Raw genomic sequence first — 16,887 nt, 5'->3', positions numbered from 1 at the left:
GGAGTACGTCGGCGGGGTTTGACGCCGCCGAAAACGCGGTGGACGGGCTGGGCGAGGTCGACGGGACCTGGTCCGACGAGTCCGAGTTCGCGGCGCTCGACGCGCGGATCGAGGCGGAGGAAGCCGAAGGTGCGGCCGCCGCCGCGCAGCCGGTGCTGGCCGTGGTGGGCAGGCCGAACGTGGGCAAGTCCACGCTGGTCAACCGCATCCTCGGCCGGCGTGAGGCGGTGGTCCAGGACGTGCCGGGCGTGACGCGGGACCGGGTCGCCTACGACGCGTACTGGGCCGGTCGCCGGTTCACGCTCGTCGACACCGGCGGCTGGGAGCCCGACGCCACCGGCCTGCAGGCCGCGGTCGCCGCGCAGGCCGAGCTGGCCATGCAGACCGCCGACGCGGTGCTGCTGGTGATCGACGCGACAGTGGGCGCCACCACCACCGACGAGGCCGTCGCGCGGGTGCTGCGGCGCTCGAAGAAACCGGTGCTGCTGGCCGCGAACAAGGTCGACGACGACCGGCTGCTGGCCGACACCGCGTCGCTCTGGTCGCTCGGCCTCGGTGAGCCGTATCCGGTCAGCGCGCTGCACGGCCGCAGCTCGGGTGACCTGCTCGACGCCATCATGGCCGCGCTGCCGTCCGCGCCGCGCGAGGCGGGTGCCGTCACGTCGGGTCCGCGCCGGGTGGCGCTGGTGGGGAAGCCGAACGTCGGGAAGTCCAGCCTGCTCAACCGGCTCGCCGGGGAGCAGCGCTCGGTGGTCGACGCCGTCGCCGGGACCACGGTCGACCCGGTGGACTCGCTGGTCGAGCTGGACGGCGAGGTCTGGCGGTTCGTGGACACCGCGGGCCTGCGCAAACGCGTCAACTCGGCCAGCGGCGCGGAGTACTACGCCTCGCTGCGGACCAAGACCGCGATCGACGCGGCCGAGGTCGCGATCGTGCTGCTGGACGCCGCCGAGCCGCTGTCCGAACAGGACCTGCGGGTGCTCACGATGGTGGTCGAGGCGGGCCGCGCGTGCGTGCTGGCGTTCAACAAGTGGGACCTGGTCGACGAGGACCGCCGGCACGCCATGGTGCGTGAGCTGGATCGCGGTCTCGTGCGCGTGCCGTGGGCGGAGAAGGTGAACATCTCCGCGCTCACCGGGCGTTCGGTGCGCAAGCTGGCGCCTGCGCTGCGTACCGCGCTCACGTCGTGGGACCAGCGCGTTTCCACTGGTCAGCTCAACGGCTGGCTGTCCGACCTCATCGCGGCCACGCCGCCGCCGGTGCGCAGCGGCAAGCAGCCGAAGGTGCTGTTCGCGACGCAGGCCGGGATCCGCCCGCCGACGCTCGTGCTGTTCACCACCGGCTTCCTGGAGGCCGGGTACCGCCGCTTCATCGAGCGCAAGTTCCGCGAGCAGTTCGGATTCGCGGGCAGTCCCGTCCGGGTGAACGTGCGGGTGCGCGAGAAAAAGCAGAAGCCGAAAACCGGCGGGAAGGCGGCCCGCCGCCGCTGATCCGGACCGAAGTCCGTGAAGGGAACCATGAGGGAATCAGATTCCGTGATGGTTCCCTTCACGGACTTGCACCGGTGACGTCCGACACGCGGTCGTGACCCTGCCGCGACCTGGGGTACATCGGCGCGTAAGGTGGACGGTCGCTACGGGCGCCTCATTCGGACGGCAGGCCCGAATGACACTCGCGAAGGGTGATGATGGGCTTGCGTGCCCGGAGTTCGATCCTGTCCACGTGGTTCCGGAAACCCGGGGCGCGCCCGGCTGCCGAGGTGGTCCGGTGACGGTCACCGCCGAACCCGGCAGCACGGTCGCCCTCACCAGGGCGGTCGAAGCCGCGCTCGACCCGGCGCTCTTCGCGTCCGAGACCACCACCGCGCAGCGCACCCTGCTGGACATCCTGGCCACCACGGCCGAGCGGCACCCGAACGCGCCCGCGCTCGACGACGGCACCGGCGCGCTGAGCTACCGCCGGCTGATGGAGGAAATCGACGTCTACGCCCGCCGCCTGCGGGAGCACGGCGTCGGCCTCGGTGACCGCGTCGGGATCCGGATTTCCTCTGGTACCGCCGAGCTGTACATCGCAATCCTGGCCACGCTCACCGTCGGTGCGGCGTACGTGCCGGTCGACGCGGACGACCCGGACGAGCGCGCCGACCTGGTGTTCGGCGAGGCCGGGGTGGCGGCGGTCGCCACCGACGGCGCCATCACGGTGTCCGGGACGCCCGGTGGCCGCGAAGGCCGCCCCGGTCCGTCCGACGACGCGTGGATCATTTTCACCTCCGGCTCCACCGGCAAGCCGAAGGGCGTCGCGGTCACGCATGCCTCGGCGGCGGCCTTTGTGGACGCCGAAGCTCAGCTTTTCCTCGCTGACGAGCCGATCGGCCCCGGCGACCGGGTGCTGGCCGGGCTCAGCGTGGCGTTCGATGCTTCCTGCGAAGAGATGTGGCTCGCCTGGCGGCACGGTGCCTGCCTGGTACCCGCTCCGCGCGCGCTGGTGCGTACGGGCGTGGACCTGGGGCCGTGGCTGGTCGCGCAGGGCATCACGGTGGTGTCCACGGTGCCGACGCTCGCCGCGCTGTGGCCCGCCGACGCGCTGGAAGACGTACGGCTGCTCATTTTCGGCGGCGAAGCGTGCCCGCCGGAGCTGGCCGAGCGGGTGGCCGTCGAGGGGCGCGAGGTGTGGAACACCTACGGCCCCACCGAAGCCACTGTTGTCGCGTGTGCCGCGCAGATGACCGGCGAGGGTCCGGTGCGCATCGGCCTGCCGCTCGCGGGCTGGCAGCTGGCCGTGGTGAACGAGGACGGCGAGCCGGTCGCCATGGGCGAAACCGGCGAGCTGGTCATCGGCGGCGTCGGGCTCGCGCGCTACCTCGACGCGGAGAAGGACGCGGAGAAGTTCGCGCCGCTGCCCTCGCTCGGCTGGGAACGTGCTTACCGCAGCGGTGACATGGTCCGCGCGGAGTCCGAAGGCCTGCTGTTCCTCGGGCGGCTCGACGAGCAGATCAAGCTCGGCGGCCGCCGGATCGAGCTGGGCGAGGTCGACGCCGCGCTGCAGGCGCTGCCCGGCGTGCGCGGCGCGGCTGCCGCCGTGCGTCGTACCAAGGCGGGCAACCAGGTCTTGGTCGGCTATCTCGTCACCGAAGACGGCGAAGCCCTCGACTCGGACGACGCCGCCACCCGCCTGCGTGCGCAGCTGCCTGCCGCGCTGGTGCCGTTGCTGGCGACGGTGGACGACCTGCCGACGCGTACGTCCGGCAAGGTCGACCGCGCCGCGCTGCCTTGGCCACTGTCCACTGTGGACGCAAGTGCGGCCGGGCTGTCGCCCACCGAGGGGTGGCTCGCCGAGGGCTGGAGCGAGATTCTCGGCGTGTCGGTGAGCAACCCCGACGCCGATTTCTTCACCCATGGCGGCGGCAGCCTCACCGCGGCGCAGCTCATCGCGCGCATCCGCACCCGGCACCCCGAGGTGTCGGTCAGCGACATCTACCAGCACCCGAAGCTCGGCGCACTGGCCGCGAAGCTCGACGCGCTGAGCGGCGAGCAGACCGAACGCCGTGACATCGCGCCGACGCCGCGCCGGGCCGGGGTCGTGCAGACCCTGCTGATGGTGCCGCTCATGGGTCTCGTCGGGTTGCGCTGGGCGACGCTCGCGGCCGCGGCCTCGAATGTGCTGGCGCTGCTGGGGGTTTCCTGGGCGCCGACGCTGAACTGGGCGTGGCTCGCGCTCGCGTGGCTCGTGCTCTTCACCCCGGCCGGGCGGATCGCCATCGCCGCGGGCGGCGCGCGCGTGCTGCTGTCCGGGGTGCGCCCCGGTACGTATCCGCGCGGCGGGAGTGTCCACTTGCGACTGTGGACCGCCGAGAAGCTGGCCGAGTTCAGCGGTGCGGACAGCGTCGCCGGTGCGTCGTGGATGACCACGTACGCCAAGGCTTTGGGCGCGCGCATCGGCAAGGACGTAGACCTGCATTCGCCGCCGCCGGTCACCGGGTTCCTCAAGCTGGGCCGCGGCGCCGCGGTGGAGCCCGAGGTCGACCTGTCGGGTAGCTGGGTCGACGGCGACGTCGTGCACATCGGCAAGGTGCGGATCGGCGCCGAGGCGCGCGTCGGGTCGCGGAGCACGTTGTTCCCCGGCAGCCGCATCGGCAAGGGCGCGGAGATCGCCGCCGGGTCGACTGTGCGTGGTGCGGTCCCGGCCGGTCAGCGCTGGGCCGGGTCGCCCGCGGTGCGCTCGGGCAAGGACGTGAAGGACGCGCTGAAGTGGCCGTCGAGCCGCCCGCCGCGGTCGCGGTTCTGGGCCTCGGTGTACGGCGCGACCTCGGTGTTTCTCGGTCTGCTGCCCGGGATCGCGGCGCTGCCGGGGGTCTTGGTGATCGGGTACGCGGTCGCCGGAACCCCGAGCCTGGGCGCGGCGCTCGGACAGGCGCTGCTGTTCGTGCCGCTGGCCACGGTTGCGTATTTCGTGACGTACGCGCTGCTGGTGCTGGCCGGAGTCCGCGCGCTGGGTGTCGGCATGGTCGAGGGGTACCACCCGGTACACGGCCGCGTCGCCTGGCAGGTGTGGGCCACCGAACGCCTCATGGGGATGGCCCGCGAAGGCCTGTTCCCGTTGTACGCCAGCCTGTTCACGCCGGTGTGGCTGCGGCTGCTCGGCGCGAAGGTGGGCCGGAACGTCGAGGCGTCCACCGTGCTCGCGCTGCCCAAGATGACCAAAGTGGACAGTGGCGCGTTCCTGGCCGACGACACGATGGTTGCCACCTACGAGCTGGGGCACGGCTGGCTGCACGCGGCCCCGGCGCGGATCGGCAAGCAGGCGTTCCTGGGCAACTCGGGGATGACCGCGCCGGGCCGTTCGGTGCCGAAGCGCGGGCTGGTCGGGGTGCTGTCGTCCACGCCGGCGAAGGCGAAGAAGGGCTCGTCGTACCTGGGCATGCCGCCGCTGCCGGTGCGCCGCGCGGTGGAGGAAAGTGACACGAGCCGCACGTACACGCCGCCGCTGCACCTCAAGGCGGCGCGGGCGCTGGTCGAGCTGTGCCGGATCCTGCCGGTGATGTGCGGGGTCGCGCTCACCGTCGGCGTCGCCGCCGCGTTGCTGGCGCTGGCGTCGTGGGGTGGCTTCTTGGTGGCTGCACTGCTGGCCGGGCCGGTGCTGCTGGCCGCCGGCATCGTCGCGGCGCTCACCGCGACGGCCGCGAAATGGCTGCTGGTCGGCAAGTTCCGCGAGATCGACCACCCGCTGTGGAGCTCGTTCGTCTGGCGCAACGAGCTGGCCGACACGTTCGTCGAGGCGCTCGCGGTGCCGTGGCTGATCGGGTCGATCGGCGGCACGCCGCTGCTCACCGCGTGGCTGCGCACGATGGGGGTGCAGGTCGGCCGTGGCGTGTGGCTCGAGACGTACTGGCTGCCGGAGTCGGACCTGGTCCGGCTGGGCGACGGTGCGACGATCAACCGCGGCTGCGTGGTCCAGACCCATCTGTTCCACGACCGGATCATGACGATGTCGCGCGTGACGCTGGAAGAGGGCGCGACCCTCGGCCCGCATGGGATCGTGCTGCCGGGCGCGAGCATCGGCGCGCGGACGACGGTGGGCCCGGGCTCGCTCGTCACCCGCGGCGACGCGGTCCCGCCCGACTCGCGCTGGCTCGGCAATCCGATCTCGGCCTGGCGGCGGTGAGGGCACGACCATTGCGGAGCCCGTGTGCGCGCGTCATCCTGGAAAGGATCACGGCGGGCGAAGGCGGGGTTCGGTGCGGATAAACGGGAAAGCGGCCGCCCCGGGTGCGGGCACCTCGGGCGACGCGTACCTCCCCGAGCACGGCAACGGGGGTTACCGGGTCCGGCACTACGATCTCGACCTCGATTACCGCATCGGCCCCAACCGCCTGTCGGCGACGGCAGTGCTCACGTGCGTGGCCACCCAGGCACTTTCGCGCCTGACGCTCGATTTCGGCGAGTTCCGGGTGTCTCGCGTCCTGGTCGACGGCAAACCGGCGAAGTACCTGCGGCGCGGGTTGAAACTGCAGGTCAAGCCGGTGCGCTCGGTGCCGTCCGGCGCGGAGTTCCGGGTGGAGATCCGGTACGCGGGCAACCCGAAACCGGTACCGAGCCGCTGGGGCGACATCGGCTGGGACGAGCTCACCGACGGCGCACTGGTGGCCAGCCAGCCGGTCGGGGCACCGTCGTGGTTCCCGTGCAACGACCATCCGGGTGACAAGGCGAGCTACCGGGTGAATGTAGCCACGTCGTCGCCGTATCTCGTTGCGGTGACGGGAAATCTCGTGTCCCGCTACCAGTCGGCAAGCACGACGAGATGGGTGTTCGAACGCCCGGAACCCACCGCGACGTACCTGATGAGCGTGCAGATCGGCCGGTACGAGGACCTCGCGCTGACAGGTTCGGCGTGGGTCCCGGAGACGGGCGCCGAGCCGCGCGGGGTCGTGCAGCGAGCCGCCGTACCCCCGCGCCTGCGCCGCCCGTTCGCCCGGGATTTCGCCCGGCAAGGCCAGATGATGGACGCGCTGGAGGGCTGGTTCGGACCGTACCCGTTCGGCGAGTACGTAGTGGTCGTGACCGACGACGACCTGGACGACCCGATCGAAGCACAGGGCATGGCGATCTTCGGCGCCAACCACGTCGACGGCAGGCGCACGCACGAGCGGCTGGTGGTGCACGAGCTGGCGCACCAATGGTTCGGCAACAGCCTGACGGTCGCCGATTGGCGCCACATTTGGCTCAACGAAGGGTTTGCCACCTACACGGAGTGGCTGTGGTCGGAGGTTTCCGGCGGCGAATCGACGGAGGCGCTGGCCCGTGCGTGGTACCTGCGCATGCGTGCCAAGCCCGCGGATGTGACGATCGGTGACCCCGGGGTGGGCCGGATGTTCGACGAGCGGGTGTACAAACGCGGAGCCCTCACCCTGCACGCCTTACGCGGCGAAATCGGCGACCCGGCTTTCTTCGCACTGGTGAAGGCGTGGGCAGAAGAAAACCGCCACGGGACGGTGACGACAGCACAGTTCGTCACCGCAGCGGAGTCTTACGCCGGACGCCCACTGGACACTTTCTTCACCGCCTGGCTCGACCGCCCGGCACTGCCGCCCCTGTGACGACTTCCGTGAAGGGAACCTTCACGGAATCAGATTCCCTCATGGTTCCCTTCACGGACTTCAAGATCAGCGGGCGAGGAGGGTACGGAGAGCGTCCAGCAGGCCGGTTTCCGGCGCGGAGGTCCGGCGCCAGGCGACGTAGCCGTCCGGACGCACGAGCAGGCAGCCGTCTTCCTCGATGCCGCTCACCCGGGCCCAATCGCCGTACGAATCGCGCGCTTCCGGCGAACCGATGGTCACCACCCGCAGGTCCAGCCCGAGCTCGGCACCGGCTTTCGCGGCAGCGTCGAGCCAGGTGCCGGTGAGCCCGGTGACGACGGTCCACCGGCCGCGCCCGACCAAGTCCAAAGTGGACATCCGATGCCCGTCCGCGCCGACGAGCCACACATGCGGCAGTTTCGCGCCCGGCGCGGTGGTCGGCCGGTGGTACAGCTCGGGGTCCCGTTCCGTCGCCGGTTCCCCGACATCGGCCAGCACCGCACCCGACACGTACCGCTGGTCCATCTCGACCCCGTGTGCGTTGAACTCGTAGTTCTTCAGCTCGATGGCCTTCTGCAGCTCCTTCCGCCGCTTCGCACCCTCGGCCGTCGGTGCCGCGCAGGCGGCCAGACCGGCGGTGATGCCGTCGGCGTCGGTGCCCCCGTCGATCCCCAGCGCAGCGAAAATCGGGCCGAACTGGTCGCGGCTGAGATTCGCCCGGTCCACGATCTGCTTACCCACCGGCGCCCGCTCCGCCGAGTAACTGCCGAGCAACCCCTCCCCGGCCTCCCCGCGGATGACCGTCGCCAGCTTCCACGCCAGGTTGTACGAATCCTGCACCGAAGTATTCGACCCAAGCCCGTTCGACGGCGGATGCCGATGCACCGCATCCCCCACGCAAAACACCCGCCCGGCCGAATACTGCGTGGCGTAACTGTGGTTGACCGTCCACAGCGAAGTGGACGTGATCTCCACCGGCAGCTCCGGCGCACCGACGAGATCGCGCACGATCCGCGTGGCCTCCTCGACGTCGACTTCCGGCGGCGGCTGCGCGATGTCGTACCCCCAGGTCAGCAGCCATTCGTTCCACGGCCGGACCATCCGCACCAGCCCCATCCCGATCCCGCCGAGATGCGCGCCCGGCCGCATCACCCAGTACAGGACGCTCGGCCGGTGCGCGACGTACTCGGTCAGATCGGCGGTGAACGTGATGTTCATGCTGCCCGCCTTGCCGATCTGCCCGTCGATCGGCAACCCGGCCTGCTCGGCGACCCGGCTGCGCGCTCCGTCCGCGCCGATCAGATACCGCACCCGCAACGTGAACTCATCGCCTCGGACGCGGTCGAGCAGCCGCGCGGTGACCCCGTCCGCATCCTGGGCGAAGTCGAGAAACTCCGTATCCAGCCGCAGTTTCGCTCCGCGTGCAGCGGCATTCGTGGCCAGGATCGGCTCGAGGTACGTCTGCGGCAGGTCGATCATGTGGCACGGGCTCGCCGCGCTGTACTCGGTGGCCGACCGGTCCGCGGTGCCCCAGCTGGCGATCCGGCCGATCTCGTCCCCAGCGAGCGACGTGCACAGCACAGTGTCGCCCATCAGCTCCGGGGGAGTGCCCTGTGCGAGCGCCTGGTCCTCGATTCCGAGGTCGTGCAACACTTCCATGGTGCGCTGGTTGGTGATGTGCGCCCGCGGGGTGTGCGCCATCCAGCCGTACTTGGTGGCGAGTACGGTGCGCACGCCGTAGGTGGCCAGCAGCAGCGCGGCCGACCCGCCGGCCGGGCCGCTGCCGATCACGAGTACGTCGGTGTCGTAAGGCGTCATGGTGGGGTTCCCGGAGTCAGGCGGGGGAGATGCGGAAGGTGAACTCGAGACGGCGCCAGGGTTCGCGCCCGTCCGGCGCCGGGCCGCTCTGCTCGGCGAAGTCGACGATCAGGCCGTCCTTCACGCCGAACACGGTGTCCGAATCGAGGTAGTCGCCGCCGCGGACGAAGAGCTGCGTCACGAGCGTCCGGTACCCAGGTTTGGCGATCATGAAATGCACGTGCGGGGCGCGGAAGGGATGCCGCTCCACCGCGTCCAGCATCTTGCCGACCGGGCCGTCGTCCGGAATCGGGTACGCTGACGGCACGATCGTCCAGAACCGCAGCCTGCCCTCGCCGTCGGTGCGGAACCGCGCGCGCAGCACCGGACCGTCCACGTCGGGCAGCTGCACGTCGTAGAAACCGTCCTCATTGGACTGCCAGACGTCCACGACCGCGTCCGCCACCGGGGTGCCGTCCGGTTCGGTGACCTGAATGTCGGTCCACAATGGAGTACCGGGCAGCCCGGCGCCGAGGTCGGCACCCTGCTCGGTTTCCGGCGGGCCTTCGACGTAGAACGGGCCGAGCACGGCCGACGGCGTGGTGTCCGGCGTACGCGAGTTCGTGAGCACGTCCACCACGCTCGACACGCCGAGGGTGTCCGACAGCAGGATGAACTCCTGCCGCGTGTCGGAGCTGATCTGCCCGGTACGGGTGAGGAAACCGATCGCGTACTCCCATTCGTCCTGGGTGAGATCGGTGCGCACGACGTACGAATGCAGCGTCCGGACCAGCTCGGTCAGCAGCGCGCGCAGCCGCGGATCGGGGGTGGCCGCGAAGCTGTCCACGACCTCCTGGGTGAGCCCGCGCAGATCCGGCGGCGTGCCCTGGGCCGGGGCCGGCCGGGTGCCCGCCCATGCCTGGCGGAGCACGTCCTCGATGCCGTCGCGGGTGAGCTCACGGGGGTTCGGGTACGGCGTGGCGGTGGCGATCTCCGCGGCCTTGGCGAGATCGCCTTCCTCGAGACCGAGGTCAGCGAGCGAATGCGGGACCGGCAGGCTCGCGACGAGGTCGAAGACACCGGTCGGCGCGTCCGGGGCGCCGAGCGCCTCGGCGACCCGTTTCATCGCCTCCGGAGCGGCCGGAGCGTTGTACGCCATCGCGTGCGCCAGGACGATCGTGTGCGTTTCCGCGTGGGGCACGGAAAAACTGCCGCCGAGGGTGTGGCACAGCTTGTGGTGCAGGCCCATCCCGACCGAGCCGAGGCACGAACCGGACAGCCACGCGGCGCGCAGGGCGTCGGTGCGAGCGTCCACATCGGACGGATCGGCGGCGAGCCGCGGCAGCGCGGACGCGAGCAGCCGGATCGCTTCGAGCGCGAACCGGTCCACCACCGGGTTCGCCTGCGCCGAGTACAGCGCCTCGACCGCGTGCGCCATCGCGTTGACGCCGCTGGTCAGCGAGGTGGCGACGGGCAGGCCGAGCGTGAGGTCGACGTCGTACACGACCACCTCGGGCAGCACCTTCGGCGACGACCGGGTGGTCTTGCGCCCGTTCTCGGTCTCGCCGACGACCGGCGTCATCTCGGACCCGGCATAGGTGGTGGGCACGATGATCTGCGGGAGGTCGGTGCGCAGGGCCAGCGCCTTGGCGAGCCCGGTCGCGGACCCGCCGCCGATCGCCACGACGCAGTCCACGTTGTGTTCGGTGGCCACGGCGAGCGCCCGCTCGGTGACCTCGACCGGGGTGTGCTGGGCGGGCTCGCCGAAACGCGCGGCGAGCAGCGGGCCCAGTGCGTCGGCGGTGCGGGAGGCAGCGTCGGCCGCGGACCTCCCGGCGACCAGCAGCACCCGGCCGGCGCCGAGACGCCGTACCTCGTCGGGGACGGCGGACAGCGTGCCGCTGCCGAACACGACCCGGGCCGGGTTGGCGGTGTAGGTGAACATCAACGGTCCTTCCACGCGGATACCCCGATTATCCGGGCACCGCCGTCCGGGCGCCTGCACGAACGTGCCGCGCGTCCGGCACGAAACGCGCGCGTCAGGCGTCGCGGCGCAGGGCTGCGGGCGTGGTACCCAGTTGTGCGCGCAGAACCCGGGTGAGGTGTTCCTGGTGGGAGAAGCCGCAGCGGACCGCGATCTCGGCGATCGGTTCGGTGCCGGTACGCAGGAGCAACGCGGCCTGCTCGACGCGCAGCCGGAGCAGGTAGCGGTGGGGCGGCAGGCCGGTGCGGGCCTTGAACCGGCGGGCGAACCGGCTGACGCTCAGCCCAGCCGCCGCGGCCAGCTCGGTCAGCCCGAGCGGCTCGGCCAGGCGCTCACTCATCAGCTCGCGCACGCTGTCGAACTGGCGATCTGTGAGGGCGGTGGCGGGCCGCGGTTCGTCGAGGACGGCTCGTCCGGCGCGATGTTTGCGCGCCAGCTGCGCAGCGAGCAGGGTGCCGAGCTGGTCGGCGTACGCGCGGGCGCCGGGCTCCCAGTCGCGGACCACGCCGTCGAGCGCGAGGACCAGCTGTTCCAGCAGCGGGTCGACGATGCCGAGCTCGTCGGACAGGTGGATCGGCGCGTCGGACCCGGCGGCTTCCTGCACGGCCGAGTCGGGCAGGTACACATGCAGGGTTTCGAGCTCGCCGCCGAGCTCAACGGACAGTTCGCGGTGCGAGGGCTGCAGGAAGAGCCCGCCCGCCGGGATGCGGCGGCTGCGCACGGCCGCCGACCCGAGGTCGCGGCGCACCGTGACCGGACCGGCGAGGTGCAGGATCAGCTGGTGCGTGCGGGCAGGCCCGAACTCCGCGCGGTACGGCCGCTCGTGCTGCTTGGACAGGTAGATCCGGTCCCAGCCGAGGCCCGCGCTGGTGCGTTCCGGGTGGATCCACGGCAGGGAAAGGATGCCGTTGGTGTCGGCAGGTCCGAGCTCGCCCACGGCTCCCTCCTCGCCTTCGAGGTCCGCGGCTCAGGATAACCCGTCAGAGGGGGTTGAACTCGCCCAGCGGCGCCGTGCAGAACGGCCCGCCGACGTACTCTCCGGCGGGACCGGCGAGCTCCCCGGCGTAGATCTCGGCGTTGTCGTGCGATTTGTAGCCCAGCGCTTCGGCCTCGGCGAGCGAGTAAACACGGCGGGTGTTGTCGGACACGCCCCAGATCAACCGGTACCCGGGCGACGGCGTGGCGAGACAGGCTTCGAACAGCCGGGCCGCGTCGTCGGGGGACAGCCAGGTGACGAGACCGCGCGCACCGAGCGGTAGCGGAGTCTCGAAACACGAGCCGATGCGGATCACGATCACGTCCATGCCGAAGCGTGACGCGTACAGGCTGCCCAGCGCTTCGATCGCGGCTTTGCTGACGCCGTAATACGTATCGGGACGGGGGCTGGAGTCGGCAGTGAGGCCGTCCGGCCCGGCGTCGGCGTTGCGGCGGAAGCCGACAGCGTGGTTGCTCGACGCGAGAACGACCCGTCGGATCCCGGCCTCGCGGGCGGCTTCGAGCACCGTGTGCGTGCCGTTGATGTTGACGTCGAGCGTGGCTTCCCATGAGTTCTCACGGCTGTGCCCGCCGAGGTGGATCAGGGCGTCGGCACCGGCGCACGCGGTGGCCATCGCGGCGGGGTCGGTGACCGATCCGGTGACGAGTTCGACCGCCTCCCCGGGCTCGGCGGCGGGCTGTTCCGCGAGGTCAAGCAGGCGCAGCACCCGGTCCGGACGGCGTAACCGCGGCCGCATCAGGGTGCCGACGACTCCGGCCGCTCCGGTGATCAGCACACGCTGGGCAGACAATGGGAAGTCCTCTCCGGAGGGTCAGCGGATACCGGCGCGGCGCAGCTGCTGCCCGAGCTCGGCGGTGGTTTCGGCCAGCAGCTCGCCGACGCGTTCCACGTCGGCATCGGTGACCTTGCCCAGCGGCATCGAGCAGCTCATCGCGTCCGTGCCGGGGATGCGGTACGGGATCACGGCGGCCACACAGCGCACGCCGAGCGTGCCTTCCTCGCTCTCGGCCGCGTACCCGCGATCGCGCGTGCGCGCGAGGTCGGCGTGCAGTGCCGCGCGCGTGGTGATGGTGTTCGGGGTGAGCGCGGGGAGCTTGGCCGGGATGAGGTTTTCGATCTCGTCGTGGGTCAGCTCGGCCAGCAACGCCTTACCCAGCGCGGTCGCGTGCGCGGGCAGCGTGCGGCCGACGCGCGAGATCAGGTGCGTGGAGTGCTGTGACTCGCGCGTTTCCAGGTACACGACCTCGGTGCCGTTGAGTCGCGCGAAGTGCGCGGTGAAGCCGGTCTTCTCGCGGATGCGCTCCAGCGCTTCGGTGGCGTACGGGACGATGGCGTCGCGGTCCAGGTACGCCGTGCCGCAGATCAGCGCGCGTACGCCGAGCCGGTAGCGCGCGGAGTTCGCGTCGGCCTCCAGCCAGCCTGCGTCGAGCAGTGTGCGCAGCAGGCCGTGGAGGCTGGAGCGCGGGAAGCCGGTACGCGCGTGAAGGTCCGACAGCGAGAGCCACACGTCGTTCGCCGCGAAGGTTTCGATCAGATCGATGGCGCGCCGCGCGGACTTCACGCCTGCCGATTCTGTGCCTTCTGTGGGTTGCGTGGCGGGGTCCTGCTTCTGCGCCATGCACGTCCTCCGGGCGTTGACTTGTGAGTCCGGCCATATTAGCGTCCGGAACGACGTTCTTGTAGATGAACATAGTCACGATAACAGACTTCATTCAAGAATGTGAACATTGGAGCGGACACTGATGGCGCAGATCGAGCTGGACGGCCTCCTGGCGTTCCCGCTGACCCCGTTCACCGAAGACCTCGAGATCGGCCTCGACAGGTTCGCGGAGAACGTGGAAAGCCATGTGGCGGCTGGTGCGGGTGCGCTGTTCGTTGCGTGCGGGACGGGGGAGTTCAGCTCGCTTTCCGTCGGCGAAGTCGCGGCGCTGCTGGCGAAGGCGCGCGAGGTCGTGGCCGGTCGGGTACCGGTGTGGGTCGGGGCAGGCGGGGGTGCGGCCGCTGCGCGCGCGGGGGTTGCGGCGGCTCAGGCCGGGAACGCCGACGGGGTGCTGCTGCTCCCGCCGTACCTGGTCACCGGGCCGCCGGACGGGTTGGTCGACTACGTCCGTTACGCGATCGGCGACACCTCGGTGCCGGTGATCGTGTACCACCGCAGCACCGGCGTGTTCACTGCGGCGGCCGCGGCGAAGCTGCTGGATCTCCCGTCGGTGGTCGGGATCAAGGACGGTTACGGTGACGTCGAGGCGATGACCCGCATCGTCACCACCATCCGCGCGCTGGGTACCCCGCGGTCTGCGGAGTTCTTGTTCTTCAACGGATTGCCGACCGCCGAGGTGTCCGCGCAGGCGTACGCGGCGATCGGTGTCGCCCGGTATTCCTCGGCAGTGCATTGCTTCGCGCCGGAGATCGCGCACCGCTTCCACCGCGCGCTCGGCGAGAACGACACCGAGGTGATGGATGCACTGCTCGCCGGGTTCTACCTGCCGCTGGTCGCGTTGCGCGACGAGACGCCCGGCTTTGCGGTGTCGCTGGTGAAGGCGGCTGCCCGGCTGCGGGGGGACAAGGTCGGCACGGTCCGGCCACCGCTCGTGGAACCGACGGCCGAGCAGATCGACCGGCTCGGCAAGATCGTCGAGAACGGGTTCGCTGTGCTGAAGGGCCGCTGATGAGGATCCGGGACGTGGTGCTGACGCCGGTCGCGTTCGCGGATCCGCCGCTGCTCAACGTGATGGGCGTGCACGAGCCGTTCGCGCTGCGCAGTGTGGTGCAGCTGCGGTGCGACGACGGCGTGGTCGGCCTCGGCGAATCGTATGGCGATAGCGCGTTTCTCGGCGAGGTGCGCAAGGTGCTGCCGGAACTCGCCGGGCACGACGTGTTCGATCTGCCGGGGCTCAAGCGGATCGTCACGCGCACGCTGGCCGGGACCGTGCTGACCGACGAACACGGCCTGATCGGCGGGTTTTCGCTCCGCAAGACGGTCGCCAGCGTGTACTCGCTCTTCGAGGTCGCCTGCCTGGACGCGCAAGGGCAGTTTCTCGGCCGCCCGGTGAGTGACCTGCTCGGCGGAAAGACGCGGGACGCGGTCGAGTTCTCCGCGTACCTGTTCTACAAGTACGGCGCGCATCTCGGGTCCGAAGTGGACAGTTGGGGTGCGGTCGTGACGCCGGAGGCGCTCGTCGGCGAGGCGAAGCGGATGATCGGCGAGTACGGGTTCCGCTCGATCAAGCTCAAGGGCGGGGTTTTCGCGCCGGAGCTGGAAATCGAGAGCGTTCGCGAGCTGGCGTCGGAGTTTCCCGGGCATCCGCTGCGGATCGATCCGAATGCGGCGTGGACGGTCGCGACGAGCGTGCGGGTCGCCGCCGAACTCGACGGCGTGCTGGAGTACCTGGAGGACCCGACGCCCGGGATCGACGGGATGGCGCAGGTCGCGCGGGAAGCGAGCATGCCGTTGGCCACCAACATGTGTGTGGTGAACTTCGGCGATCTGGCGCCCGCGTTCCGGGCACAGGCGATCGGGGTGTTGTTGTCCGACCACCATTTCTGGGGCGGCTTGCGGGAAACGCAGGCGTTGTCGGTGGCGTGCGAGAGCTTCGGTGTCGGGCTGTCGATGCATTCCAACAGCCACCTCGGCATCAGCCTCGCCGCGATGGTGCACGTGGCGGCGGCGACCCCGCATTTGACCTATGCGTGCGACACGCACTGGCCGTGGAAAACGACCGATGTGATCGAGCCGGGCGTGCTTTCGTTCGCCGGTGGCGCGGTCGCGGTACCGGACGGGCCGGGGCTGGGGGTCACGCTCGACCGGGACGCGCTGGCTCGGGCGCACGAGGACTATGTCCGATGTGGACTGACCAGACGGGACGATGTGACGTACATGCGCCAGTACGTGCCCGGGTTCGAGCCGAACACGGCGAGGTGGTGACCCGGTGAAGGTGATCGGCTACGCGTATCCTTGGGATGTCACCGGTGATTTCGTCGAACGCGTGCTGGATCTCGGGGTGGACGAGGTCGCGGTGGCGTTGACCACAGCACGCGGGCGGCCACGCCGTGGTCGACGGAGCGCACGTCGGTGGTCGCGCGGACCGCGGCGATGTACCGGCCGGTGCGTCCGGACGCGTGGGCGGGTCGTTCGCTGGTACCGTCCACTCCGGACTGGACATCTCGGGACAGCGGCGGGGATGCGGTACGGCGGCTGAACGACGCCGGGATTCCAGCCGCCGGGTGGATTGTCCTCACGCATAATTCGCAGCTGGGTACGGCGTTCCCGGAACATGCCGTACGGAACTGCTTTGGCGAAACATACCCGTGGGCCTTGTGTCCGGCCCAGCCTGCGGTACGCGAGTACGCGGCGACGTTGGCCGCGGAAGCCGTTGCGGGGCTTGACCTTTCGTCGGTGATCTTGGAGGCGTGCGGGCAGCTGGGTGTGGTGCATCAACATCAGCACGAAAAGACCGATGGGGTGTGGGCACCGGCCGTCGCGCGGCTGTTGTCGATCTGTTGTTGCGATGCCTGCGCGGATGGTTTTGAGGTACGCGAAATCTTGCGTGACGAGGTCAGGCGGCTGGTTCGGACCGGTGATCTGTCGCTGACCGGGGACCGGTTGCCTGCCGCGTTGAAGGAGACGCTGCTGTCGGCGCGGCAACGGTCGACGGATGCGTTGCGAGCTGCTGTGCTGGACGTGCTCGACACCCGGATTGTGCTGCACGGCGCGCTCGACCCGTGGGTGACCGGCGCGTTACCCGGCCTCACCCCGGCCGCGGCCGACGACGTCGCGTCCGTTGTGCTGCCGAGCTGGGTGCCGGGTCAGGCGAGCGTTGATGCGGTTGCGGCGGCACGCAAGGCATTGCCGGTCCCGGTCGGGAGTTACGTCACGGCGGTCGGGGCGAGTCCGGTACCCGATATTGCGGCGTACGTGGCCGAGCTGGGCAAGGCGGGCGCCACTGAACTGCATCTCTACCACCTCGGTCTGGCCGGTCCCGCGCGCTGGCCGGACCTGCACGCCGCCACCGCGTCCGCGCACGCTTGTTGAGGAGA

General features: G+C 70.5%; 10 protein-coding genes and 1 pseudogene. 6 read left to right on the top strand and 5 right to left on the bottom strand.

From position 1 onward, the window contains the following. Nucleotides 1-47: 47 nt before the first annotated feature. The 3 genes from der to OO71_RS35305 all read left to right on the top strand — a co-directional run bounded on the left by der (nucleotide 48) and on the right by OO71_RS35305 (nucleotide 7,093). Nucleotides 48-1,490: a ribosome biogenesis GTPase Der gene (gene der, locus OO71_RS35315; protein ID WP_033294383.1), complete on the top strand. Its 1,443-nt coding sequence runs from the start codon at nucleotides 48-50 to the stop codon at nucleotides 1,488-1,490. A 277-nt stretch (nucleotides 1,491-1,767) separates the two neighbouring features. After that, nucleotides 1,768-5,661 carry a Pls/PosA family non-ribosomal peptide synthetase gene (locus OO71_RS35310; protein ID WP_033294349.1) on the top strand — a complete coding sequence of 1,298 codons (3,894 nt, stop codon included), beginning with the start codon at nucleotides 1,768-1,770 and terminating at the stop codon, nucleotides 5,659-5,661. Nucleotides 5,662-5,740: 79 nt separating this feature from the next. Next, complete coding sequence (locus OO71_RS35305; protein WP_156096719.1) at nucleotides 5,741-7,093, top strand: M1 family metallopeptidase; 1,353 nt, start codon at nucleotides 5,741-5,743, stop codon at nucleotides 7,091-7,093. A gap of 66 nt (nucleotides 7,094-7,159) precedes the next feature. Here the strand turns inward: OO71_RS35305 and OO71_RS35300 are convergent, their stop codons facing one another. The 5 genes from OO71_RS35300 to OO71_RS35280 all read right to left on the bottom strand — a co-directional run bounded on the left by OO71_RS35300 (nucleotide 7,160) and on the right by OO71_RS35280 (nucleotide 13,468). Beyond that, on the bottom strand, nucleotides 7,160-8,890 hold the full coding sequence (locus OO71_RS35300) for an FAD-dependent oxidoreductase (protein ID WP_033294347.1): 1,731 nt from the start codon (nucleotides 8,888-8,890) through the stop codon (nucleotides 7,160-7,162). Nucleotides 8,891-8,906: 16 nt separating this feature from the next. Further along, nucleotides 8,907-10,814 carry a maleylacetate reductase and hydroxyquinol 1,2-dioxygenase domain-containing protein gene (locus OO71_RS35295; protein WP_033294346.1) on the bottom strand — a complete coding sequence of 636 codons (1,908 nt, stop codon included), beginning with the start codon at nucleotides 10,812-10,814 and terminating at the stop codon, nucleotides 8,907-8,909. Nucleotides 10,815-10,908: 94 nt separating this feature from the next. Continuing rightward, nucleotides 10,909-11,790, bottom strand: a complete 882-nt coding sequence (locus OO71_RS35290; protein WP_033294345.1) for a helix-turn-helix domain-containing protein — start codon at nucleotides 11,788-11,790, stop codon at nucleotides 10,909-10,911. 43 nt (nucleotides 11,791-11,833) lie between these two features. Beyond that, nucleotides 11,834-12,640, bottom strand: a complete 807-nt coding sequence (locus OO71_RS35285; RefSeq protein WP_033294344.1) for an NAD-dependent epimerase/dehydratase family protein — start codon at nucleotides 12,638-12,640, stop codon at nucleotides 11,834-11,836. Between the two features lie 21 nt (nucleotides 12,641-12,661). Next, nucleotides 12,662-13,468 (bottom strand): IclR family transcriptional regulator, encoded by an 807-nt coding sequence (locus OO71_RS35280; RefSeq protein ID WP_033294343.1) that lies wholly within the window; start codon nucleotides 13,466-13,468, stop codon nucleotides 12,662-12,664. Nucleotides 13,469-13,592: 124 nt separating this feature from the next. On the opposite strand from OO71_RS35280, the gene OO71_RS35275 reads away from it, so the two are divergent. The 3 genes and pseudogenes from OO71_RS35275 (at nucleotide 13,593) to OO71_RS46735 (ending at nucleotide 16,882) form a co-directional block, all read left to right on the top strand. Then, entirely contained in the window at nucleotides 13,593-14,519 is a 927-nt protein-coding gene (locus tag OO71_RS35275) for a 5-dehydro-4-deoxyglucarate dehydratase (RefSeq protein WP_033294342.1), read from the top strand. After that, a complete protein-coding gene (locus tag OO71_RS35270) occupies nucleotides 14,519-15,775 on the top strand; it encodes a glucarate dehydratase family protein (RefSeq protein ID WP_033294341.1) in 1,257 nt (418 codons plus the stop codon). Before OO71_RS35275 ends, OO71_RS35270 begins: the two co-directional genes overlap by 1 nt. A gap of 4 nt (nucleotides 15,776-15,779) precedes the next feature. Continuing rightward, nucleotides 15,780-16,882: pseudogene (locus OO71_RS46735) on the top strand (hypothetical protein). Nucleotides 16,883-16,887: the final 5 nt, after the last annotated feature.

The sequence above is a fragment of the Amycolatopsis jejuensis genome, from assembly GCF_000717335.1.
Classification (GTDB): Bacteria; Actinomycetota; Actinomycetes; order Mycobacteriales; family Pseudonocardiaceae; genus Amycolatopsis; species Amycolatopsis jejuensis.
This window is presented reverse-complemented; position numbering and strand designations above follow the sequence as displayed.

Coding starts and splice junctions, on each gene's coding strand:
- OO71_RS35300 (WP_033294347.1), bottom strand. CDS start 8,890: ATGACGCCTTACGACACCGACGTACTCGTGATCGGCAGCGGCCCGGCC.
- OO71_RS35295 (WP_033294346.1), bottom strand. CDS start 10,814: ATGTTCACCTACACCGCCAACCCGGCCCGGGTCGTGTTCGGCAGCGGC.
- OO71_RS35280 (WP_033294343.1), bottom strand. CDS start 13,468: ATGGCGCAGAAGCAGGACCCCGCCACGCAACCCACAGAAGGCACAGAA.
- OO71_RS35275 (WP_033294342.1), top strand. CDS start 13,593: ATGGCGCAGATCGAGCTGGACGGCCTCCTGGCGTTCCCGCTGACCCCG.
- OO71_RS35270 (WP_033294341.1), top strand. CDS start 14,519: ATGAGGATCCGGGACGTGGTGCTGACGCCGGTCGCGTTCGCGGATCCG.